General features: G+C 40.2%; 18 protein-coding genes and 1 other annotated feature. Of the genes, 15 read left to right on the top strand and 3 right to left on the bottom strand.

Features of this window, described 5'->3' with window-relative positions; translation table 11 throughout:
• Positions 1–13 precede the first annotated feature (13 nt).
• The gene (gene clpX, locus SFC47_RS21845) at positions 14–1,276 is read left to right on the top strand and encodes an ATP-dependent protease ATP-binding subunit ClpX (protein ID WP_411256643.1); all 1,263 of its coding nucleotides are present in this window, start codon (positions 14–16) and stop codon (positions 1,274–1,276) included.
• A 106-nt stretch (positions 1,277–1,382) separates the two neighbouring features.
• Here the strand turns inward: clpX and yiaA are convergent, their stop codons facing one another.
• The gene (yiaA, locus tag SFC47_RS21840) at positions 1,383–1,856 is read right to left on the bottom strand and encodes an inner membrane protein YiaA (protein WP_411256642.1); all 474 of its coding nucleotides are present in this window, start codon (positions 1,854–1,856) and stop codon (positions 1,383–1,385) included.
• A gap of 277 nt (positions 1,857–2,133) precedes the next feature.
• Here yiaA and lonB point away from each other — a divergent pair, with 277 nt between their 5' ends.
• From lonB to yihA, 3 genes are all read left to right on the top strand, one after another.
• Positions 2,134–3,801 (top strand): ATP-dependent protease LonB, encoded by a 1,668-nt coding sequence (gene lonB, locus SFC47_RS21835; RefSeq protein WP_411256641.1) that lies wholly within the window; start codon positions 2,134–2,136, stop codon positions 3,799–3,801.
• 208 nt (positions 3,802–4,009) lie between these two features.
• Entirely contained in the window at positions 4,010–6,337 is a 2,328-nt protein-coding gene (lon, locus tag SFC47_RS21830) for an endopeptidase La (RefSeq protein ID WP_411256640.1), read from the top strand.
• Positions 6,334–6,915 (top strand): ribosome biogenesis GTP-binding protein YihA/YsxC, encoded by a 582-nt coding sequence (yihA, locus tag SFC47_RS21825; protein WP_411256639.1) that lies wholly within the window; start codon positions 6,334–6,336, stop codon positions 6,913–6,915. Before lon ends, yihA begins: the two co-directional genes overlap by 4 nt.
• A gap of 347 nt (positions 6,916–7,262) precedes the next feature.
• Here yihA and SFC47_RS21820 read toward each other — a convergent pair whose 3' ends face one another.
• Positions 7,263–7,751, bottom strand: a complete 489-nt coding sequence (locus SFC47_RS21820; protein WP_411256638.1) for a LiaI-LiaF-like domain-containing protein — start codon at positions 7,749–7,751, stop codon at positions 7,263–7,265.
• Positions 7,752–7,991: 240 nt separating this feature from the next.
• Here SFC47_RS21820 and hemA point away from each other — a divergent pair, with 240 nt between their 5' ends.
• The 8 genes from hemA (at position 7,992) to ysxE (ending at position 17,084) form a co-directional block, all read left to right on the top strand.
• Positions 7,992–9,332, top strand: a complete 1,341-nt coding sequence (hemA, locus tag SFC47_RS21815; RefSeq protein ID WP_411256637.1) for a glutamyl-tRNA reductase — start codon at positions 7,992–7,994, stop codon at positions 9,330–9,332.
• A gap of 12 nt (positions 9,333–9,344) precedes the next feature.
• Entirely contained in the window at positions 9,345–10,178 is an 834-nt protein-coding gene (locus SFC47_RS21810; protein WP_411256636.1) for a cytochrome C assembly family protein, read from the top strand.
• A gap of 12 nt (positions 10,179–10,190) precedes the next feature.
• On the top strand, positions 10,191–11,126 hold the full coding sequence (gene hemC / locus SFC47_RS21805; RefSeq protein ID WP_411256635.1) for a hydroxymethylbilane synthase: 936 nt from the start codon (positions 10,191–10,193) through the stop codon (positions 11,124–11,126).
• Positions 11,123–11,896, top strand: coding sequence for a uroporphyrinogen-III synthase (locus SFC47_RS21800; RefSeq protein WP_411256634.1), 774 nt, complete (start codon positions 11,123–11,125; stop codon positions 11,894–11,896). The genes hemC and SFC47_RS21800 overlap by 4 nt, the downstream gene beginning before the upstream one ends.
• Positions 11,897–12,113: 217 nt before the next feature.
• Complete coding sequence (hemB, locus tag SFC47_RS21795; RefSeq protein ID WP_411256632.1) at positions 12,114–13,094, top strand: porphobilinogen synthase; 981 nt, start codon at positions 12,114–12,116, stop codon at positions 13,092–13,094.
• 27 nt (positions 13,095–13,121) lie between these two features.
• Positions 13,122–14,408 (top strand): glutamate-1-semialdehyde 2,1-aminomutase, encoded by a 1,287-nt coding sequence (gene hemL, locus SFC47_RS21790; protein WP_411256631.1) that lies wholly within the window; start codon positions 13,122–13,124, stop codon positions 14,406–14,408.
• Between the two features lie 506 nt (positions 14,409–14,914).
• Complete coding sequence (gene spoVID, locus SFC47_RS21785) at positions 14,915–15,961, top strand: stage VI sporulation protein D (RefSeq protein ID WP_411256630.1); 1,047 nt, start codon at positions 14,915–14,917, stop codon at positions 15,959–15,961.
• Between the two features lie 85 nt (positions 15,962–16,046).
• On the top strand, positions 16,047–17,084 hold the full coding sequence (gene ysxE / locus SFC47_RS21780) for a spore coat protein YsxE (protein WP_411256629.1): 1,038 nt from the start codon (positions 16,047–16,049) through the stop codon (positions 17,082–17,084).
• A gap of 18 nt (positions 17,085–17,102) precedes the next feature.
• On the opposite strand, the gene SFC47_RS21775 is transcribed toward ysxE, so the two are convergent.
• Positions 17,103–17,300 carry a hypothetical protein gene (locus SFC47_RS21775; protein ID WP_081954668.1) on the bottom strand — a complete coding sequence of 66 codons (198 nt, stop codon included), beginning with the start codon at positions 17,298–17,300 and terminating at the stop codon, positions 17,103–17,105.
• A gap of 220 nt (positions 17,301–17,520) precedes the next feature.
• On the opposite strand from SFC47_RS21775, the gene SFC47_RS21770 reads away from it, so the two are divergent.
• From SFC47_RS21770 to SFC47_RS21760, 3 genes are all read left to right on the top strand, one after another.
• Positions 17,521–18,852: an O-antigen ligase family protein gene (locus SFC47_RS21770; protein ID WP_411256628.1), complete on the top strand. Its 1,332-nt coding sequence runs from the start codon at positions 17,521–17,523 to the stop codon at positions 18,850–18,852.
• Positions 18,853–18,939: 87 nt separating this feature from the next.
• Positions 18,940–19,171, top strand: a binding site (T-box leader).
• Positions 19,172–19,223: 52 nt separating this feature from the next.
• Complete coding sequence (locus tag SFC47_RS21765; RefSeq protein WP_411256627.1) at positions 19,224–21,869, top strand: valine--tRNA ligase; 2,646 nt, start codon at positions 19,224–19,226, stop codon at positions 21,867–21,869.
• 69 nt (positions 21,870–21,938) lie between these two features.
• The gene (locus tag SFC47_RS21760) at positions 21,939–23,261 is read left to right on the top strand and encodes a bifunctional folylpolyglutamate synthase/dihydrofolate synthase (protein ID WP_411256626.1); all 1,323 of its coding nucleotides are present in this window, start codon (positions 21,939–21,941) and stop codon (positions 23,259–23,261) included.
• The last annotated feature ends 66 nt before the right edge of the window (positions 23,262–23,327 follow it).

Raw genomic sequence — 23,327 nt, 5'->3', positions numbered from 1 at the left:
AGGGGTGAAAGAATTGTTTAAATTTAATGATGAAAAAGGCCAATTAAAGTGTTCATTCTGTGGGAAAACACAAGACCAAGTTCGTAAATTGGTCGCCGGACCAGGTGTCTATATATGTGACGAGTGTATCGAGCTTTGCACAGAAATCGTGGAAGAAGAGCTTGGAACTGAAGAGGAAGTAGAATTTAAAGACGTTCCTAAGCCAAAAGAAATTTGTGAGATCCTTGATGAGTATGTCATTGGGCAGGATCAAGCAAAGAAATCGCTTTCGGTTGCAGTTTACAATCATTACAAGCGTATCAATTCTAACAGTAAGATTGATGATGTTGAGCTTTCTAAGAGTAACATCTGTATGATTGGACCAACTGGCAGTGGTAAAACACTATTAGCGCAAACATTGGCACGTATTCTGAATGTACCGTTCGCGATTGCGGATGCAACGTCTCTAACGGAAGCTGGTTATGTTGGGGAAGACGTTGAAAATATTCTTTTAAAATTGATTCAAGCTGCTGATTATGATGTGGAAAAGGCTGAAAAGGGTATCATTTATATCGATGAAATTGATAAAATTGCCCGTAAATCAGAAAACCCTTCTATTACAAGAGATGTGTCTGGTGAAGGTGTACAGCAGGCATTATTAAAAATTCTTGAAGGTACAGTTGCAAGCGTTCCTCCTCAAGGCGGACGTAAACATCCACACCAAGAATTTATCCAAATCGATACCACTAATATTTTATTTATTTGCGGTGGAGCATTTGATGGAATCGAACCGATTATTAAGCGCCGTTTAGGTCAAAAGGTAATTGGATTTGGTTCTGATGTGAAGCAGCAGCAGGACATTACTCAGAAAGAACTTCTTTCTAAAGTATTACCTGAAGATTTACTACGCTTTGGATTAATTCCTGAATTCATCGGCCGTCTTCCTGTTATTGCAAGTCTTGAGCAGTTAGATGAGTCAGCATTAATTGAAATCTTAACAAAGCCAAAAAATGCGCTAGTTAAGCAATATCAAAAAATGCTTGAAATCGATGAAGTAGAATTGGAATTCGAGGAAGGCGCGCTTAACGAGATTGCGAAGAAAGCAATTGAACGTAAGACAGGTGCCCGCGGATTACGTTCTATTATTGAAGGAATCATGCTGGATGTGATGTTTGATTTACCTTCTCGTGATGATATTCAAAAGTGTATCATTACAAAGGAAACGGTAATCGACAACAGCCTTCCAAAGCTTGTATTAGAGGACGGAACCGTTGTAGCAGAAGAGAAATCTGCTTAAATAATTGAAACAAAAGCGGAGATAATTCAAAAATGAGTTATCTCTGCTTTTTTTTCTGCGCCAAAAAAAAACGACAGATTACTGTCGTTTTCAAAAGGAAAAATACTTAGCTTCTTTCTCTAGCCCTCTGTGTATCTCGAATATTCTTTTGCACGGTAATCGCTGCAAATAAACTTAGAACAAATGACATACCATAAAACCCTTTTTCACTTAAGTCGATACTGCCAGCGTTATATAATCCAATTCCCATTAAGGCAATAGAGACAATAAGTGCAAACCAACTGATGCCATAATAAATATTTGTAACCGGTATGCCCTCATCTTTATCTCTTACAGCTTTTTGTAAAGAAACAGCTGCATAAAGTCCGAATACTAAAACAGCAAAATAATAACCTTTTTCGTTCAATTGCATTGCGGCATTAAACAAGCCGATGAAATACGCCGTAACACCTACTAAAAGTGCTGCCCAGGAAGCCCCTATGAAAGCGGGAGTAGGTTCACCCTCTTTTCTTTCTACTTTCATTTTTCTTGGTTCATTTTGTTTGCCTTTATCTAATAAAACCTCATTTTCATTAGACATAAATTATTCGCCCCCAACTTCTTTTTTCTCATAAAAATGGAGCACAGATAAGGAAGTGCTCCACATATGTCTATTATATAGAATTTTCTTACAAATAATAGATGCTTTTTCCTTAATTTCCAATTAGAATTTCCAGTCCCTCAAATTGCATAGTCATTTTTATGAAAAATATACCTTCCATTGTAAACAGTTTCTTACAATTAGTGGTTTATTCCAACTATATGCAGGAAATACTTATTAATATCTATTGAGTATACTTGTAGCAGGAGGGAAAAGTATGAGTTGGACGGGGATTGCCTTATTTATACAGCTGTTTTTTGGGATTATAATCGGGCTGTATTTCTGGAATTTGCTAAGGAACCAGCGGACACAAAAGGTTTCCATTGATCGGGAATCCCGTAAGGAAATGGAACAGCTTCGAAAGATGAGATCAATTTCATTAACAGAACCATTAGCTGAAAAAGTACGCCCTACAAGCTTTGAAGATATTGTTGGACAAGAAGATGGCATAAAGTCACTAAAAGCAGCATTATGTGGCCCAAATCCGCAGCATGTTATTATATACGGACCGCCAGGGGTAGGGAAAACAGCTGCTGCTCGATTAGTTTTAGAAGAAGCGAAAAAAGTTCAAAAATCACCATTCAAACAAAACTCAGTTTTCATTGAATTAGACGCGACAACAGCTCGGTTTGATGAAAGAGGTATTGCCGATCCTTTGATTGGGTCTGTTCATGATCCGATTTATCAAGGTGCAGGTGCGATGGGCCAGGCGGGAATTCCCCAGCCGAAGCAAGGCGCGGTAACAAACGCACATGGCGGGGTATTGTTTATTGATGAAATTGGCGAACTGCATCCGATACAGATGAACAAGTTATTAAAAGTGCTAGAGGATCGGAAGGTTTTTCTTGAAAGTGCTTATTATCATGAAGAAAATACACAAATTCCTACACATATTCATGATATTTTTAAAAATGGACTGCCGGCCGACTTCCGCTTAATTGGTGCCACAACAAGGACGCCTAGTGAAATACCGCCTGCGATTCGCTCACGCTGTATGGAAGTGTTTTTCAGAGATTTAACACAAGAAGAAATCGTTCAAGTTGGAAAAAAAGCAGCTGAAAAAGTGAAATTGGATATTAGTGAAACAGGATTAGAGATATTATCTACATACGCAAGAAATGGCCGTGAAGCCGTTAATATGATTCAAATTTCAGCAGGACTTGCGATAACCGATGATCGTAATTTTATCAAAGAAGAAGATTTGGAATGGGTTGCTCATTCTAGTCAGCTGTCACCTAGAATGGAAAGAAAAATTAATGACGATTCCAGGGTCGGACTTGTAAATGGACTAGCAGTGTATGGTCCGAATACAGGGGCACTCCTAGAAATCGAAGTTACAGTAATCCCGGCGAAGGACAAAGGAACTATAAACATTACCGGAATCGTTGATGAGGAAAGCATTGGCGGGCAGGGGAAATCCATCCGCCGTAAGAGTATGGCTCGCGGATCCATCGAAAATGTGATTACCGTCCTGCGGTCAATGGGTGTTCCCGCTGGTGATTATGATATCCATGTTAATTTCCCAGGCGGAGTTCCGATTGACGGGCCGTCAGCGGGAATTGCGATGGCAACGGGCATTTATTCTGCCATCTACAAAACCCCGATTGATAACAAAGTGGCGATGACAGGGGAAATAAGCATTCATGGAAATGTGAAGCCAATTGGCGGTGTATATCCTAAGGTAAAGGCCGCTCAAAAAGCGGGAGCAACCACCGTTATTATCCCAGAAGAAAATATGCAATCGATTTTAAATGAAATCAAAGGCATTCGGATTGTTCCTGTTACCCATTTAAGTGAAGTTTTTGACATCGCACTGGTCAATAACCAGCCAATTAGTCAGGTTATCCCTGCTTCCATTGAGCTTTCGAAAAAGGAATCAATTTAACGATAACACTTCGGTTGTCATGACCGAAGTGTTTTTTATGAAAGAAATCATCTTAGTTGGGGAAAATTAATAACATATTGACAAACATATTTTTATTACTTTCGTATTATTAGACACATATTTGCAAATGAGATAGAATTGTACAAAGACTCTTTTTACGCTTATTTAGCGGGAATAGAATGATTTATGCATGTGGAGGTGCACTTTAATGGCGAAAGATAGAGAATTGATCGTCCCCCTCCTGCCGCTTCGAGGGTTGCTTGTATATCCGACTATGGTCCTTCATTTAGATGTTGGCCGTGAAAGATCGGTGGAAGCTCTCGAAAAAGCGATGGTAGATGACCACTTAATTTTTTTAACCACCCAAAAGGATATTGCAATAGATGATCCCTCTGAGGAGGATTTATACCAAATAGGGACATTAACGAAGGTTAAACAAATGTTAAAGCTCCCAAATGGCACGATCAGGGTATTGGTTGAGGGGCTGAACAGAGCAAGAATTGAATCCTTTCATGATGAGGAAGAATATTATGCTGTCAGCATTGTGACATATGACGAGTCTACAACAAAGGATGTTGAAGACCAGGCATTAATGAGAACAATGCTTGAGTATTTCGAGCAATACATAAAGTTATCTAAAAAAATCTCAGCTGAAACGTATGCCTCAGTAGTAGATATCGAGGAACCTGGAAGAATGGCAGACATCATTGCGTCCCATTTGCCAATCAAGCTGAAGGAAAAGCAAGAAATCCTTGAAACGATTGATGTAAAAGAACGTATGAACATGGTGATTCATACGATTCAAAATGAAAAAGAGGTACTGAATCTAGAGAAAAAGATTGGGCAGCGTGTCAAACGTTCCATGGAAAGAACGCAAAAGGAATATTACCTGCGTGAGCAAATGAAGGCCATCCAGAAGGAATTAGGCGATAAAGAAGGTAAAACCGGAGAAATCGCTGAACTAACGGAGAAAATAAAAAATGCAGGCATGCCTGAACATGTAGAGCAGACGGCATTCAAAGAACTTGACCGCTATGAAAAAGTGCCATCAAGCTCTGCAGAAAGTGCAGTAATACGAAACTATATCGAATGGTTAATTACGATTCCATGGTCGAAGACGACTAATGATGATATTGATATTCATCGTGCGGAAAAAATTCTTAATCAGGACCACTTTGGACTTGAAAAAGTAAAGGAACGTGTCTTGGAGTTTTTATCCGTTCAGAAATTGACCAATTCCTTAAAAGGACCTATTTTATGTCTTGCCGGCCCTCCAGGAGTAGGGAAAACAAGCTTAGCCCGCTCGATTGCTAACTCGTTAAATCGTAATTTTGTCCGTGTCTCTCTAGGCGGGGTGCGGGATGAGTCAGAAATCCGCGGCCACCGGAGAACATATGTCGGTGCGATGCCTGGCCGGATTATTCAAGGAATGAAAAAAGCGGGCACCATCAATCCTGTCTTTTTATTAGATGAGATTGATAAAATGTCCAGCGACTTCCGCGGAGATCCATCTTCTGCCATGCTTGAGGTATTAGATCCTGAGCAAAACCATAATTTCAGCGATCATTACATTGAAGAGACATATGATCTATCCAAAGTCATGTTTATTGCAACCGCGAATAACCTGTCAACGATTCCAGGACCGCTGTTAGATCGAATGGAAATTATCACGATTGCTGGTTACACGGAAATCGAAAAAGTTCATATCACAAGAGATCATTTGCTGCCGAAGCAAATTAAAGAAAATGGACTGACAAAAGGTATCCTTCAAGTTCGCGATGATGCAATTCTTAAGGTAGTCAGATATTATACCCGTGAAGCAGGAGTCCGGAGCCTGGAACGGCAAATGGCGACAATCTGCCGTAAGACCGCTAAAATCGTGGTCTCAGGTGAGAAAAAGCGCGTAATCGTAACGGAAAAGAATGTAGAGGAATTCCTAGGGAAGCCAAAGTTCCGTTATGGCCAAGCGGAGACCGAGGATCAAGTCGGGGTTGCGACCGGTCTGGCGTATACAACTGTCGGCGGAGATACACTGCAAATCGAAGTATCACTATCTCCGGGTAAAGGCAGACTTGTGTTAACAGGAAAACTCGGGGACGTTATGAAGGAATCGGCGCAGGCGGCCTTTAGTTATATCCGCTCTAAAGCCGGTGAGCTAGGAATCGAAGAAGATTTCCATGAAAAATATGATGTTCACATCCATGTTCCTGAAGGAGCTGTACCGAAGGATGGCCCGTCTGCCGGAATCACGATGGCAACCGCTCTTGTTTCCGCACTGACGGGCAGAGCGATACGCCGTGAGGTCGGGATGACAGGAGAAATTACCCTTCGAGGCCGAGTGCTTCCAATTGGCGGATTAAAAGAAAAAACACTCAGTGCTCATCGAGCTGGATTAACAAAGGTTATCCTTCCTAAAGATAATGAAATGGATATCGATGACATTCCGGAAAGTGTAAGAAATGAAATAGAGTTTGTGCTTGTTTCGCATGTCGACGAAGTTCTGCGGCATGCTCTAGTAGAAGGTGGATTGCAATGAAAGTAGTTAGTTCCGATATCGTCATCAGTGCCGTAAGGCCAGCGCAGTACCCGGAAACAGACTTGCCAGAATTTGCATTAGCAGGACGCTCGAATGTGGGGAAGTCTTCGTTTATCAATAAAATGCTTAACCGAAAAGGCTTGGCGAGAATTTCTTCCAAGCCGGGTAAAACACAAACACTGAACTTTTACCTGATTAATGAAATTCTTCATTTTGTCGATGTCCCTGGTTATGGATATGCCAAGGTTTCCAAGTCAGAGCGGGCTGCCTGGGGAAAAATGATTGAAACGTATTTTACAACTCGTGAGCAATTAAGAGCGGTCGTTTTGATTGTTGACCTGCGGCACCCGCCGACACAGGATGATATTATGATGTATGGTTTCCTAAAACATTATGGTATCCCTTGTATTGTCATTGCGACAAAGGCAGATAAGATTCCAAGAGGAAAGTGGCAGAAGTACTTAAAAGTCACGAAAGAAACGCTCGATTTAGATGAGAATGACCAGATTGTTCTGTTCTCATCTGAAACGGGTGAAGGTAAAGATAAGGCTTGGTCTATTTTACAGAGTTATATGTAAGAAGTGACCGTTAAAAGAGAAAAACTCGCCTATTTGGCGAGTTTTTTTATTTGGATCATATAACCGATGTCTTCCATTAATCGGTAACCAGCAAGAGAAAAATAAGCGGAGATTTTCCTCTATTTGCTGAATGGAGCTCGTTTCAGGGGTATATAAGAGGAGAATTTCCGGTTATGCAGCGCAAAATCTACCTATTTCGAATTTTTCGAGCAAATAGGCGGAATACCTCCGTTTATTTAAGCTATTTTAATCATAATTTTCAATTTAAGTGGAAATCTTCCGTCTATTTGTCCTCTCGGGTGCTTAACCCAATTCCAGCAGAACCCTTCACAACAGCTGCCTGATATTTATTTTTTCTTCCGAAAAAGAAAGTAAATTCCTACCAATATAATAATTGCAGGCCAGAATTTCCATACAAAACTCAGGCCATTTTGAAGTAATCCAAGATATTCTGCAACTTTGTCGTAAAATAATAGCAATAATGCCAATACTAAAAAGAGGAAGGCTTGAAATAAGCCATTACTTGTTTTTTGGAAACGAAGAAAGAATCCAATGGATATAAACAATACAAGCATGCCGATGGTGTTATTAGGCCAAAATAGAATTTTTCCGGCAAAATGATAATGCAGACCAAAGCCTGCGATGATCACTCCTGGTAATATCGCTTCATAGTCCTTTGCAGAATATCCCTGACCTAAAAAAGCAACACCAACAATAATAAGAAGTGTTGGCCATGAATACAATGTTTGTAGAGCCGTAAATCCAGACTGCTGCAAGAATAGATAGGCACCAAAGCCTATGAGGATGATTCCAGGGAAAATGCGCTGATTCTTCATTTTAACACCACTTCCAGTAAGGTATACTTGAATAACTTTCTTTTTTTTGTTACTGTACATAAGATGACATTTTTATTTATTACTTAATTTTTCTATATATTAATTCGCTTTTATATTAACATATACTGTCGTTTTCTGTTCACATTTTTCGGGTAAATGTTGAAAAAACCCGTGTTATAATCAGACTAGTTAATAATGTAAAAGTAGTTCTTGTATTACTTATTGGGGGTGTTGTAACAAATGCATATTGTAGTGATCGGTTTAAACTATAAAACTGCCCCTGTCGAAATCCGTGAGCGGTTGACATTTAACGAATCCGACCTTGGGGATGCGATCAAAAAATTAAATACCAAGAAGAGCATCCTAGAAAATATAATCGTATCCACTTGCAATCGTACTGAAATCTATGCGGTTGTGGATCAGTTGCATACTGGCCGCTATTATATTAAAGAATTTTTATCTGAATGGTTCGGAATTGAACAATCTGAGTTTTCACCTTTTCTATTTGTTTATGAGGAAGATGGTGCGATTGAACATTTATTCAAGGTGGCATGCGGTCTTCATTCAATGGTTTTAGGGGAAACTCAAATTTTAGGGCAGGTTCGTACGAGCTTTATGTTGGCTCAGGAGCAAGGAACAACGGGGACAGTTTTCAATCATCTATTTAAACAGGCGATTACGCTTGCAAAGCGTGGACATGCTGAAACCGATATTGGGGCGAATGCAGTCTCTGTCAGCTATGCAGCCGTTGAACTAGCAAAGAAAATCTTTGGTTCACTTGAGAATAAGCATGTTCTTATTTTTGGTGCAGGCAAAATGGGTGAGCTTGCGGCCCAGAATCTTCATGGTAATGGTGTTAGAAAAGTTACCGTGATTAATCGAACGTATGAAAAAGCGAAGGTTCTTGCAAACCGATTTGCCGGCGAGGCAAAAACGCTTGAAAACCTGCAAAACTCATTGGTTGATGCAGATATCCTAATCAGCTCTACAGGTGCAAAGGACTTTGTCATTACGAAATCAATGATGGAAAAAGTTGAGAAAAAGCGCAAAGGTAAGCCATTGTTTATGGTTGATATTGCTGTTCCTCGTGACTTAGATCCAAGAATTGCTGAGCTTGATAGTGTATTTTTATATGATATCGATGACTTAGAGGGCATTGTTGAGGCGAACCTTCAGGAGCGGAAGAAAGCTGCTCAAGTTATCATGCTTATGATTGAAAAGGAAATTGTTGATTTTAAACAGTGGCTTGGACTATTAGGTGTGGTTCCTGTTATCTCTGCTCTAAGAGATAAGGCGATTGCGATTCAAGCTGAAACAATGGAAAGTATCGAACGCAAGCTGCCACATTTATCAGACCGTGATAGAAAAGTCTTAAATAAACATACAAAGAGTATTATCAACCAGCTATTAAAAGATCCTATCTTACAAGCAAAAGAATTGGCTGCTCGTCCAGATGCTGATGAGGCATTGGAGTTATTTATGAAAATATTTAGGATTGAAGAGCTCGTTGAAAAACAAACGAAAGCAGCCGAAACCAAAGATGTCATGGTTCATGTACCGCAGGCTTCCTTTCAGTCATAAGAGGTACTGATTATGTTTGACTTCCATATGACGCGGCTGCATGAATTGACAGTAGTCCTATATGCCTTCAGTGTGTTGTTATATTTTTTTGATTTTCTACACCATAACCGGAAGGCAAACCGTATCGCCTTCTGGTTACTTGCGTTTGTATGGGTCCTGCAAACGATTTTCTTAACCTCCTATATGTTCAAAACAGGGAGGTTTCCAGTGTTAACAATCTTTGAGGGCTTATATTTTTATGCCTGGGTATTGGTCACACTGTCGCTTGGAATCAACCGGCTGCTTAAGGTTGATTTCATCGTCTTTTTTACAAATATACTTGGTTTTATTGTTATCGCGATTCATACGTTTGCACCAATTAAATATGATTCGCATGTCATAAGCAATCAGCTTATGTCTGAACTTTTGCTTATACATATTACAATGGCCATTCTCTCTTACGGGGCATTCTCCTTGTCGTTTGTCTTATCACTTCTATACCTCATACAATATGATTTATTGAAAAGGAAGAAGTGGGGCACAAGACTTTTAAGAATAGCAGATTTAAGCAAACTGGAACGATTCTCTTATATCTTAGTAGTAATCGGAGTTCCAATGCTGTTATTAAGTTTAATCCTTGGCTTGCAATGGGCCTTTTTAAAGGTACCTGGAATGCCTTGGTACGATATGAAAATAATTGGTTCTTTTCTTTTGTTAACCGGGTACAGTATCTATTTGTACCTGCGTATTGTCAGGAACATGTCCGGCAGACAATTAGCCCTTTGGAACACCGGGTCTTTCTTAGTCGTATTAGTTAACTTTTTCTTCTTTGGGCAATTATCATCATTTCATTTTTGGTACTCATAATAGGAGGCAGTCATGAGAAAAATTATCGTAGGTTCTAGACGCAGCAAATTGGCACTAACACAAACAAACTGGGTGATTGAACAGCTTAAGAAGCTCGGAGGACCTTTTGAATTTGAAGTAAAAGAAATCGTGACAAAAGGGGATAAGATTCAAGATGTTACCCTTTCAAAGGTCGGCGGAAAAGGTTTGTTTGTGAAGGAAATTGAGCAAGCCATGCTGGATAAAGAGATTGATATGGCCGTACATAGTATGAAGGACATGCCAGCGATTCTCCCAGAGGGACTTACAATCGGCTGTATTCCTTTCCGTGAGGACCACCGTGATGCGTTGATTTCTAGAGGCCATGTTAAATTAAAGGATTTAAAGCCAGGAGCGATTATCGGGACGAGCAGTCTTCGCCGAAGCGCTCAGATTTTAGCAGAGCGCCCGGATTTAGAAATTAAATGGATTCGCGGAAATGTTGATACGAGATTACAAAAGCTCCAAGATGAAGAATATGATGCTATTATCCTTGCTGCAGCGGGACTATCTCGTCTAGGCTGGACATCAGACACGGTAACGGAATTTATCGATGCAGACATTTGTGTACCTGCTGTTGGTCAAGGTGCATTATCGATTGAATGCCGTGAAGATGATAAAGAACTGCTTGAACTGTTTGAAAAATTCACTTGTAAAAATACAGAAAGAGCCGTTATCGCAGAGCGTGCTTTCCTTCATAAAATGGAAGGCGGCTGTCAGGTTCCAATCGCAGGATTCGCCACTGCTGATGATAATGATGAAATCGTCCTGACTGTTTTAGTAGGTTCTCCAGAAGGTCAAGAAATCTTTAAAGAGCAACTAAGAGGAAGTAATCCAGAAGAGCTTGGAATTCAAGCAGCGGATCTATTAATACAAAAGGGAGCTAAGGACCTGATTGATCGGGTGAAACGGGAGCTCGAAGGTCAATGATAAAACCCTTAGGTTTGTTAGACAAAAAGGTCCTTGTTCCCCGCGGAGCAGGCCAGGCAAAATCCTTTTCACAACTTGTCGAAAAGTATGGAGGGATTTCAATTGAAATCCCTCTTATTGCATTTCGTCCGACTGAGCCCACAGACCAGCTTCAAACTGCAATAAATGAGATCGATACATACGATTGGGTTGTGTTTACAAGCAATGTCACTGTGGAAACTTTCTTCTCCTTTTATAAAAAAAATGACGCAAAACACTTTCCGAAAATTGCTGTGATTGGCAAAAAAACAGAAGAAGTCCTGCAGGAAAAAGGCTTTACAGCAGAGTTCGTACCCTCTGCCTACGTGACCGAGATATTTACAGAAGAATTTTTACCAATGGTTCCTAGGGGATCAAAAGTGCTGATTCCTAAAGGCAACCTTGCCCGTGAATATATCTCAAATTCTCTCAGCAGTCATGGTGTCATTGTCGATGAAATCGTAATTTACGAAACATACATGCCAGAGGATAGTAAAGAGAAATTAGCAAAAGTACTAACTGAGGGAGAAATTGATATCCTGATGTTCACAAGCCCCTCCACAGTCAATCATTTCGTGAGCGTCGTGAAAGAACATCAACTAGAGAAACATATAGAAAAATGTGTGATAAGCTGTATAGGACCAGTAACCGAGAAAAGACTCCGGGAACAAGGATTACCAGTCCACGTCTCACCGAAAGAATACACCGTAAAAGAAATGGTAAAGAGTACGATAGAATACTTGGAAAAGTAATTTTTTTCTAAGTGGAGAAAAGTCTGTGCAAGAAAACTCGGTGATTGGAACGGAAGGCACGAAGACTCCTGCAGGAGTACGGCGCTGGTGAGACCCCGCAGGCGCTTTGGCGCCGAGGAGGCTCGCCGCAACGCCTGCGGAAAGCGAAGTGCCTTCGTTTCAATCAACAGACTATGATTACACAGCAACCTAAAAAACATTTGGGGGTAAAAAAGAAATGGAACTACAATTTTCACGTCATCGCCGATTACGTTCAAGCAAAAACATGCGCGCACTAGTAAGAGAAAACCACCTACGACCAGAAGACTTCATCTATCCGCTATTCATTTACGAAGGCGAAAACATCCGCAGAGAAGTGTCTTCTATGCCAGGTGTATTCCAAGTATCTATGGACAACCTAAAAGCGGAAATGGATGATATCGTTGCACATGGAATTAAATCCGTTTTATTATTCGGAATTCCAGCGACAAAAGACGAATGCGGCACCCAAGCATTCCACGACCACGGTATTATTCAAGTGGCTACGCGTTACATAAAAGAACATTACCCAGAAATGATTGTAGTAGCCGATACCTGCTTATGCGAATATACAAGCCATGGCCACTGCGGAATGGTCGAAGGCGATAAAATCTTAAACGACCCATCTTTAGAACTTCTTGTAAAAACAGCGATCGCTCAAGCTGAAGCAGGTGCTGACATTATTGCTCCATCAAATATGATGGACGGCTTTGTGGCAGCCATTCGTGCCGGATTAGACGAAGCTGGCTTTAAGGAAATTCCAATTATGTCATATGCGGTTAAATATGCTTCTGCGTTCTACGGACCTTTCCGTGAGGCTGCTGAAGGCGCTCCACAATTCGGAGACCGCAAAACCTATCAAATGGACCCTGCGAACCGAATGGAAGCATTCAGAGAAGCAGAATCCGATGTAGCAGAAGGGGCAGACTTCCTAATCGTAAAACCGGGTATGCCTTACCTTGATATCGTTCGTGATGTTAAAAATAACTACAATCTTCCTGTTGTTGCTTATAACGTAAGCGGTGAATATTCGATGATTAAAGCAGCTGCTGCAAACGGCTGGATTGACGAGAAACAAACAGTTATGGAAATGTTAATCGCCTTCAAACGTGCAGGTGCAGACCTCATTATTACCTATGCTGCTAAAGATGCATGCCGCTGGTTAAAAGAAGACCAATAATTACAACTCGAAAAGAGGAACTCAAAAATGCGCTCATATTCAAAATCAGTAGAAGCATTTAAAGAAGCTCAAGATTTAATGCCTGGCGGTGTGAACAGCCCGGTACGTGCGTTTAAATCGGTCAATATGGATCCGATTTTCATGGAAAGAGGAAAAGGCTCTAAAATCTATGATATCGATGGCAACGAGTATATTGATTATGTCTTATCCTGGGGACCGCTTATCCTTGGCCATACAAATGACAGAGTCGTTGAGGGAATTAAAAAGGTAGCAGAGCTTGGTACTAGCTACGGTGCACCGACTTTAATGGAAAATGAACTGGCTAAGCTTGTCATCGAACGAGTGCCATCGATTGAAGTGGTAAGGATGGTTTCATCTGGAACAGAAGCGACGATGAGTGCGCTTCGTTTAGCTCGCGGCTACACAGGCCGTAACAAGATTTTGAAATTTGAAGGCTGCTACCATGGACACGGTGATTCCTTATTAATTAAAGCAGGTTCTGGTGTGGCTACACTTGGCTTGCCAGACAGCCCAGGCGTACCAGAAGGCGTTGCCAGCAACACGATTACCGTTGCTTACAATGACCTAGAAGGTGTAAAATACGCTTTTGAACAGTTCGGTGATGATATTGCATGTATTATCGTTGAACCGGTTGCCGGCAATATGGGACTTGTACCACCGCTTCCAGGATTCTTAGAGGGTCTGCGCGAGATTACATCCGAAAAGGGAGCATTGCTGATTTTTGATGAAGTTATGACAGGCTTCCGAGTTGGCTACAATTGCGCACAAGGCTATTTCAATGTGACTCCGGATATTACCTGCCTTGGAAAAGTTATCGGCGGAGGACTGCCAGTTGGTGCATACGGCGGGAAAGCTGAAATCATGCGTCAAATCGCTCCTGCAGGACCGATTTATCAAGCAGGAACACTTTCCGGTAACCCACTTGCAATGACTGCTGGGTTCGAGACTTTGAGTCAATTAACACCAGAGCATTATGAAGAATTCAAACGTAAAGGCGACTTACTTGAAAAAGGAATTGTCGCTGCGGCTGAAAAGTATGATATACCTGTTACCTTCAACCGTGCTGGTTCTATGATTGGTTTCTTCTTTACGAATGAAAAGGTCATTAACTATGAAACAGCAAAAACTTCTAACCTAGAGTACTTTGCTAAATACTATCGTGAAATGGCTGACCAAGGAGTATTCCTGCCGCCATCTCAATTCGAAGGATTGTTCTTATCAACAGCTCATACCGATGAGGACATCGAAAAGACGATTAAAGCTGTGGAAATTGCTTTTTCTAAACTAAAATAATACCTTTTTTCAGGCACTCACCTTTTTAATAGGTGAGTGTTTTTTATGAATTTGTGCAATATTTGGCAGATGAAATTTCGCACTAAGTACCCAAGCGGTAAATAGACGGAGAAATTCCGACTAATTGATAATTCCTATAAAAAATAGCCCATATAGGCGGAGGGATTCCGCCTATTACCAAAAAAAACACGTAAATGTGAGATATTTCATTGTTTAAGCGGAAACCCTCCGCTTATTCACCCCGAAACTTGCTCTCTTTTGCATTTAACCGGAAAATCTCCGCCTATTCTACACTTTCCCGGTTAGCGAAACCTCCACCGGATTCATCATCAAAAAACCCCCAATATCGTAAACTTTTTCCCATCCCTAGGCTTTTTTATCATATTTAAAAGCTTTGGTTCATATTGTGTAAGTGACATAGTGATTTTCGAGGAAAGGAAACGAAAGGAGGAGTCGCTTTGTCTCAAGAGAATCAATCGTGCCTGCGATTTTCCTTGGAGGAGTCTTTGTGGTTTAGAAAGGGACAGGAAGTAGCTGAACTTGTGTCGATTTCTCTAGACCCAGATATTACCATCCAGGAAAACGATCAGTACGTAACCATACGTGGTTCGCTGGAATTAACAGGCGAATATAGAAATGACGATAGTAATGCAAATGAGGAAGATAATGCCCCTAACTTAAAGTATGTTGAAAGAGTAGATCCACAGGAGGAAGGCATTTGTGAATTTTCACATCGTTTTCCCGTAGATATTACCATTCCAAACAATCGAATTCAAAGCATTTATGATATCGATGTGATTGTGGAGTCTTTTGACTATTCAATTCCGGAGCGCAGCTGTCTAAAACTATCCGCAGAACTGACCATCAGCGGCTTGTATGATTCCAATCAGCAAGAAGAAGAAGTGGAGAAAGAGGAAGAATATGAAGTTCTTCATCGTTATCAGGTAGAAGTTCCTAGAAACGAGGAACCAGAAGAAGAGAATACATTTGAGGATACGTTCTTGTTTGAGGCTGAAGCAAGAAAACAGCAAGAAGAGGAAAAGGTCGAAGCTTTTCCAAAGTTCCCAACCTTTACGTATGAAGAGCCTGAGGAAATCTTGTTTGAAGAAGAGATTGAAGTAGAGCCTCAGCGTCCTTTAGTTTTTGAGCATGCCAGAAGTGAGGCAAGTGAGCCAGTTCAGGAGATAGAGGAAGTCGTTGACGAAGCTCCTGCGGAACCTGTACCAGAAGAAGTTGAAGCTCCAGCAGAACCAAAAGAACCAGTTATGGAAGAGAGTTCATCCTCTCCAGAAGCACCGCCAAAACAGGCGAAGAAGAAGAACAGCAAGAAGAAAACGATGACACTGACGGAGTTCTTTGCCCGTAAGGAAGACTCTTCAGATCAAGCTAGATTAAAAGTGTGTATTGTTCAAAAGGGCGATACGCTTGATAGTCTTGCCGACCGTTATGATGTGTCTGTACCAAATCTGCTGCGCTACAATAATCTTGAACTCAATCAGGATGTGTTTGAGGGCCAAGTATTATATGTACCAGTAGCTTTTGCAAAAAAATAATTCTCCAATTATTAGGTGAGCGGGTTTTGTAACCTGCTCACATCCTTTTAAGGACTTTCCATGAGCGAAAGGCAGTTGAAGTTTGATGAGTGATTCAAATCTCCTGGAGCCACTTATACCCATTTTAAGAAACTATCAAGTAACGCCGCATTTCATTGAAGAACACGGGAATATATTGAAAGTCTATTCCAATAAAGGGACATTTGCGTTGAAGAAAATCGTTCCGACGACGGGGACAGATTTTATTCGCCATGTTCATCTTCTTTATCAAAAGGGCTTTAATCGGATTGTACCCATTTATCCGACAATGGACGGAAGATATGCAGTCCTTTATAATAAAGCTCTTTATTATTTAATGCCTTGGATGTCCAATGAAGTAAAGGAAGACCGGAATCATAAACACCAGCAGCTGTTTCGTGAATTAGCCAGACTCCACACCTTATCGGCAAAGGAAATCAATGTGAATAAGGAAGAACGTGAAGAACATTATGATAAAACCATTGCACTCCTCGATAAAAATCAGGAGTTTCTCGATGGGTTTATTGATGATTGTGAAAAAAAGACCTACATGTCTCCCTTTGAATTATTGTACTGCTTGTACTATAACGAAATAAGCCAGGCACTTCGATTTTCAAAAACAAAATTCGAAGAATGGTATGAAAAGACCAAGGAAGATGAAAAAGCACGAATGGTGATTACCCATGGGAAATTATCATCCGAACATTTCTTATATGACGATAGGGGTTACGGATATTTTATTAACTTTGAAAATGCCCGTTACGGCTCACCGATTCATGATCTCTTGCCATACCTGTCACGGACTTTTAATACGCAGCCAACACGGAATGATGAGGCGATTGACTGGGTATATCATTATTATAAGTTCTTTCCGTTTAAGACCGATGAAAAGCTTCTTTTCTTTAGTTATTTAGCATATCCCATTCCTATCATCCAGGTGGCCGAACGATATTATAAAAAAGAACAGCCAAAAAATGAGCTGAAATTTGTGCGGATGCTGCAGCGGAAGTACTGGCATCTAAAGAACTCAGAATATGTTGTGATGAGAATGACAGAAATTGATGAACAAAACAGGCAGGCAAAAGAAGGAGCCCAGCAGCAGTAAGAATTGCTAATTGGGCTCTTAAACAATTTCAAAATAAATGGATACGGCAATGGCAATAAAAATACTTAATAATAAGACATCAAAGACAGTGGGAATAAACAACGTCCGGATTAATTGAAAAATCGTAAACGGCAAGATCAATTGCTCGCATACTCTCCTCGTGGTTCGATACCAGGGAGTATAGGAGTATTTGGTGATGAACTTCCTCCGCTTCATAACATCCTTCCTCCTCAAAAAAGCCATTTCTTTTATGTATATTCTACACATAGCCTAAACTCCCCAATAATTGAACACTTTTTTATAAATCCCCCTGCAATAAAAAATATTATTGAATATTCCTAGGATAAATGGAATAATTAAAAAGTCATAGAAAACTGAGAGTTTTATGGAAATTATTATTTTTACATAACGGGTTGCATAAAGGGGTCAATAATTAATGTATTGGTTTATTCTACTATTTCCACTCTTGATTTATCCTTGGGGACCGCTTACATACTATACTTTTCCAAAGGTATTCTACTTGGATGTATTTGTCTTATGTACATGGCTCTATATTATCCTAAAGAAAAAATATTGGACTACTGGTCTGCCAAAATCATCCTTGAAGGTAGAGTATATTGTCCTAGCGTTCATGTGCTTGGTCGGTATTTCTACATTGTTCTCAGTAAATAGAGTAACATCGTTTTATGGAACAGATACAAGGTTTGAAGGGTTGGTATCGTTCTTTTCGTATTGCAGTGTTTTCCTCTTTTCATACCGGTTAATGGATGGAAAGAAACTTGATAAAGTAATTCCAGGGATGGTAATCATTTCTGTGTTTGTATCCTTTTATGGAATCTTACAACATTATTTATTAGACTTTTTCCCGCGGAATGCCTTAACCTTCAATACAACTAGAAGTTATGGATTTTTTGACAATGCCAATTTCTTTGGGGCCTATTTAGTTTTAATGATGATGCTGGCCATCACGCTTTATGTTAAATCGAAGGAAAGTAAATTGATTACAGTTGGTTATTTTTTCGCAAGCTGTATCGCTTTTGTTGCTTTAATTTTTTCACAAACACGAAGCGGCTGGATTGGCGTTTTCTGTGGAATTGTATTTTTAACGGTTTTTGTCATAGCAAAAAGAAAATATCTTTGGAAAAAGTGGACAGCTTTACTTCTTACTCTTGGGCTTCTGTTTGTAGCAATCGATGCATTGGAGGGCGGCTCTATCACGAGCAGACTAACATCGCTATTCTCTGATTCGTATAAGATTGCATCCAATCAAAGTACGGGGAAAGAAGGTTCCAGCAGGTTCTATATTTGGAAAGAGACATTACCACTTGTGAAGGATTATTTCTGGGTAGGCTCTGGACCCGATACGCTAGAGTATGTATTTCCGGGCACAGAAGAGGAAAGGAAAAAGTACCTTGGAAATCCTCATATCTTAGTAGATAAAGCGCATAATGAATATTTACAGATTGCCGTTACATTAGGGGTTCCAGCACTTTTAACGTATTTACTTTTATTGTTTGTTGTTATCAGAAAAGCCTTTCAAGCAGTTAAATATGCAGATGGAACAGAGAAACTCATCTTATACGGGTTACTTTCAACGATTATTGGATATCTGGTACAAGCATTCTTTAATATCAGTACCGTTCCAGTCGCTCCATTTTTCTGGGCGATCCTGGGTATAACATTGGCACGATCAAGCAATGTACTAAAAAAATCACTCCAGCAAAATCAGACGGACGATATACTAGAGAATAATAACCAAATTGCCTAATTCTTTAGTATGTTTAAAAACAAAAAAATTTGGATATCATTATTGACGTCTAGAACACTTTTTGGGTAGTATAATAACATAATTAAAAACTAAGCATTGACAGGGAAGAGTACGATTTAATTTGCTTTTAGAGAGGGAAGCCATTAGCTGAAAGGCTCCTATGCAGACAATCAGAAGGTCGCCCTTGAGCTTCTTCTGCGAACGGAGAAATCCTACTAGTTGAAGACGGATCAAATCCGTTATCTATTTAAGCGCCAATCAGTTTATTTTTGATTGGAAAAAAGGTGGTACCGCGAAGCAAACTCCATTCGTCCTTTTATGACGAATGGGGTTTTTTGTTTGTAAAAAGAGAGAAATAAGGAGATGGTCAAATGGAAACAAAAGAAATTACCATGCCGACGAAGTATGATCCACAGTCGATTGAGCAAGGACGCTATGAGTGGTGGTTAAAAGGAAAGTTTTTTGAAGCACAGAACGATGAAGGGAAAAATCCATATACCATCGTTATCCCGCCGCCAAACGTAACCGGTAAGCTTCATCTAGGGCATGCTTGGGATACAACTTTACAGGATATCGTTACACGTATGAAACGGATGCAGGGCTACGATGTTCTTTGGCTCCCAGGAATGGATCATGCCGGTATTGCAACGCAAGCGAAAGTTGAAGAAAAACTTCGCAGCGAAGGGAAAAGCCGTTATGATTTAGGACGCGAACAGTTTGTTGAGGAAACATGGAAGTGGAAGGAAGAATACGCTTCTCATATCCGTCAGCAGTGGGCAAAATTAGGTTTAGGATTAGATTACAGCCGTGAGCGTTTCACATTAGATGAAGGTTTATCAGATGCTGTAAAAGAGGTTTTTGTTACTCTTTATAAAAAAGGCCTAATCTATAGAGGCGAGTACATCATAAACTGGGATCCTTCAACTAAGACAGCATTATCAGACATCGAAGTTATTTATAAAGATGTTCAGGGTGCTTTCTATCATATGAAATATCCTTTAGCAGATGGTTCTGGACATATTGAGGTAGCAACTACTCGTCCAGAAACGATGCTAGGAGATACAGCAGTAGCAGTTCATCCAGAAGATGAGCGTTATAAGCACTTAATTGGTAAAACGGTTATTCTTCCAATCGTTGGCCGTGAGATCCCGATTGTTGGCGATGATTATGTTGATATGGAATTTGGTTCTGGGGCAGTGAAAATTACTCCAGCACACGATCCGAATGACTTCGAACTAGGAAATCGTCACAACTTAGAACGAATTCTTGTTATGAACGAAGACGGCACTATGAATGACAAAGCTGGAAAATACAAAGGTATGGACCGCTTTGAATGCCGTAAGCAAATTGTTAAAGACCTTCAAGAGCAGGGCGTTCTATTCAAAATTGAAGAGCACTTACACTCTGTTGGTCATTCCGAGCGCAGCGGCGCAGTAGTTGAGCCTTATCTATCAACACAATGGTTCGTTAAAATGCAGCCACTTGCAGATGAAGCCATCGCCCTGCAAAATAAAGAAAACAAAGTTAACTTTGTTCCAGAGCGCTTTGAAAAAACTTACCTGCGATGGATGGAAAATATCCGTGACTGGTGTATATCTAGACAGCTTTGGTGGGGTCACCGAATTCCTGCCTGGTACCATAAAGAAACAGGTGAAGTATTTGTTGGACATGAAGCTCCAGCAGACATTGAAAATTGGGAGCAGGATAAAGACGTATTGGATACTTGGTTCAGTTCTGCATTATGGCCTTTCTCCACAATGGGTTGGCCAAATGTTGAAGCAGAGGATTTCAAACGATTCTTCCCAACTGATGTACTTGTAACTGGTTATGACATTATCTTCTTCTGGGTATCTCGGATGATATTCCAAAGCTTAGAATTTACAGGAGAACGACCATTTAAAGATGTTCTCATCCACGGTTTAGTTCGCGATGAACAAGGCCGAAAAATGAGTAAATCCCTTGGAAACGGTGTGGATCCAATGGATGTTATCGCAAAATATGGTGCCGATTCCTTACGTTACTTCCTTTCAACTGGAAGCTCTCCTGGCCAGGATTTACGCTTCAGCTTTGAGAAAGTTGAATCAACTTGGAACTTTGCTAATAAAATTTGGAATGCCTCTCGTTTTGCATTAATGAATATGGATGGCATGACTTATGAGGAAATTGATTTTAGCGGTGAGAAATCTGTTGCAGATAAATGGATTCTAACTCAATTAAACGAAACCATTGAAACCGTAACAAAGCTTTCTGAGCGTTATGAATTCGGAGAAGCGGGCCGTGCATTATACAACTTTATCTGGGATGATTTCTGTGATTGGTATATTGAAATGGCAAAGCTTCCATTATATGGTGAGAATGAAGCGGCAAAGAAAACGACTCGTTCGATTCTAGCACATGTTCTTGACCAGACAATGCGCTTGTTACATCCATTCATGCCATTCATTACCGAGGAAATCTGGCAGAACCTTCCACACAGCGGAGAATCGATTACAACCGCAAAGTGGCCAGAGGTAAACCCAGCATATTCTGATGAGCAAGCGTCTCAAGAAATGAAGATGCTAATGGAAATGATTCGTTCTGTACGAAACATTCGTGCTGAAGTTAATACACCAATGAGTAAGAAGATAAAAATGCTTGTAAAGGCGAAGGATGATTCCATTCTTGCAGCGATCGAAAAGAATTCTGCCTATATTGAAAAATTCTGTAATCCAGAAGAACTACAAATGGGAATCAATCTTGAAACTCCAGAAAAGGCAATGACAGCTGTGATTTCAGGGTTGGAAATCATTCTTCCTCTAGAAGGATTGATTAATATTGAAGAGGAAATAGCCCGACTTCAAAAGGAATACGATAAGTTTACAAAAGAAGTGGAAAGAGTTGAAAAGAAACTTAGCAATGAAGGCTTTATGAAAAAGGCACCAGAAAGCGTTGTTGCCGAAGAACGTGCCAAAGAAAAAGATTATCGTGAAAAGAGAGCGCTAATAGAGGCTCGTTTAAATGAATTAAAAGGTTTATAATAAGTACATTAAGACGAGTCCTGTTTTAGGATTCGTCTTCTTTTAGAATATTCAATAGGGGTGTCATGGATGTTTACAACTTATAGCGAAGCCCTTGACTGGATTCACGGAAGACTAAGGCTTGGGATCAAACCAGGTCTTTCGCGAATGGAATGGATGATGGAGAAACTAGGCCATCCCGAACGGAAAATGAAAACTGTCCATATAGGCGGTACAAATGGTAAAGGATCAACAGTGACATATCTGCGCTGTATTCTCGAAGCTGCAGGCTATTCCGTTGGTACGTTTACCTCACCATATATCGAACAATTCAATGAGCGGATTTCTGTTAATGGAAAGCCAATCACTGACGAAGAAATCCTTGAGTTAACCAATGTTATCCGTCCGCTTGCGGATGAACTAGAAAACACAGAGCTAGGCGGTCCAACCGAGTTTGAAGTCATCACAGCGATGTCTTTTTATTATTTTGCCAATGTAAATCAGGTAGATATTGTCCTATATGAAGTGGGTTTGGGTGGAAGGTTTGATTCCACGAATATTATTCAACCAATCGCTTCAATCATAACGAACATTGGGCTGGATCATACCAATATTTTAGGACATTCCTATGAGGAAATTGCATTTGAAAAAGCAGGGATTATTAAAGAAGGTACTCCTGTTTTCACTGCTGTGAAAAACAAAAATGCTCTTAAAGTAATAGAAGAACAGGCTGGAAAAAATCATGCAGCACTCTACAAGTTGAATCAGGAGTTCTCTATTTCCTCGCACAGTCCACAAGCAAGTGGTGAGTTATTTTCAATAAAATCCGGCAATCAATTAATAGAACAATTGGAAATCAGCATGATTGGCAAACATCAAACAGAAAATGCTACATTAGCAGTTATGGCTGTTCAGTCTATCAATGAACACGAAGAATTCACAATCTCGGAGGACGCCATAAGATCAGGCTTAAAAAAAGCCTATTGGCCAGGAAGGTTTGAAATCTTATCACATCAACCACTAGTGATCATTGACGGCGCACATAATGACGAGGGAATTTCTGCACTTGTTAATGAACTTTCAAATCGCTATTCTAACTATTCTATTCATATTGTATTTGCAGCATTAAAGGATAAAAAGCTAGACCAAATGATTGCTCAGTTGGATAGTGTTGCAGATGAAATCTCTTTTGTATCATTTGATTTTCCACGTGCGGCAGAAGCCAGTGATTTATATTCACTAAGTCATTCGAAATATAAAAGGATCGGCGGGAATTGGGATAAGCATCTTGCCAATTGTATCCAAAATTTGAAGCCAGAAAACGTGCTAGTCGTTACAGGCTCTTTGTATTTCATCTCTGAGGCTAAACCTTACTTATGTGAATTTTTGAAAAACAATACAATATCACTATGACAAGTAAACGTATTTTTGATAGAATTAAAGACATCTTGATTTCAAAATAATGCGAGTGGGGAGGGG

The sequence above is a fragment of the Neobacillus niacini genome (genome assembly GCF_046591715.1).
Classification (GTDB): Bacteria; Bacillota; Bacilli; order Bacillales; family Cytobacillaceae; genus Neobacillus; species Neobacillus niacini_L.
Note: the sequence above shows the minus strand (reverse complement) of the source record. Positions and strands in the feature narration are given on the sequence as shown.

Bases quoted from the DNA above. Each gene is read 5' to 3' on its own strand.
- yiaA (WP_411256642.1), bottom strand. From the start codon at position 1,856: ATGTCTAATGAAAATGAGGTTTTATTAGATAAAGGCAAACAAAATGAA.
- lonB (WP_411256641.1), top strand. From the start codon at position 2,134: ATGAGTTGGACGGGGATTGCCTTATTTATACAGCTGTTTTTTGGGATT.
- lon (WP_411256640.1), top strand. From the start codon at position 4,010: ATGGCGAAAGATAGAGAATTGATCGTCCCCCTCCTGCCGCTTCGAGGG.
- yihA (WP_411256639.1), top strand. From the start codon at position 6,334: ATGAAAGTAGTTAGTTCCGATATCGTCATCAGTGCCGTAAGGCCAGCG.
- SFC47_RS21820 (WP_411256638.1), bottom strand. From the start codon at position 7,751: ATGAAGAATCAGCGCATTTTCCCTGGAATCATCCTCATAGGCTTTGGT.
- hemA (WP_411256637.1), top strand. From the start codon at position 7,992: ATGCATATTGTAGTGATCGGTTTAAACTATAAAACTGCCCCTGTCGAA.
- SFC47_RS21810 (WP_411256636.1), top strand. From the start codon at position 9,345: ATGTTTGACTTCCATATGACGCGGCTGCATGAATTGACAGTAGTCCTA.
- hemC (WP_411256635.1), top strand. From the start codon at position 10,191: ATGAGAAAAATTATCGTAGGTTCTAGACGCAGCAAATTGGCACTAACA.
- SFC47_RS21800 (WP_411256634.1), top strand. From the start codon at position 11,123: ATGATAAAACCCTTAGGTTTGTTAGACAAAAAGGTCCTTGTTCCCCGC.
- hemB (WP_411256632.1), top strand. From the start codon at position 12,114: ATGGAACTACAATTTTCACGTCATCGCCGATTACGTTCAAGCAAAAAC.
- hemL (WP_411256631.1), top strand. From the start codon at position 13,122: ATGCGCTCATATTCAAAATCAGTAGAAGCATTTAAAGAAGCTCAAGAT.
- ysxE (WP_411256629.1), top strand. From the start codon at position 16,047: ATGAGTGATTCAAATCTCCTGGAGCCACTTATACCCATTTTAAGAAAC.
- SFC47_RS21775 (WP_081954668.1), bottom strand. From the start codon at position 17,300: ATGAAGCGGAGGAAGTTCATCACCAAATACTCCTATACTCCCTGGTAT.
- SFC47_RS21770 (WP_411256628.1), top strand. From the start codon at position 17,521: ATGTATTGGTTTATTCTACTATTTCCACTCTTGATTTATCCTTGGGGA.
- SFC47_RS21765 (WP_411256627.1), top strand. From the start codon at position 19,224: ATGGAAACAAAAGAAATTACCATGCCGACGAAGTATGATCCACAGTCG.
- SFC47_RS21760 (WP_411256626.1), top strand. From the start codon at position 21,939: ATGTTTACAACTTATAGCGAAGCCCTTGACTGGATTCACGGAAGACTA.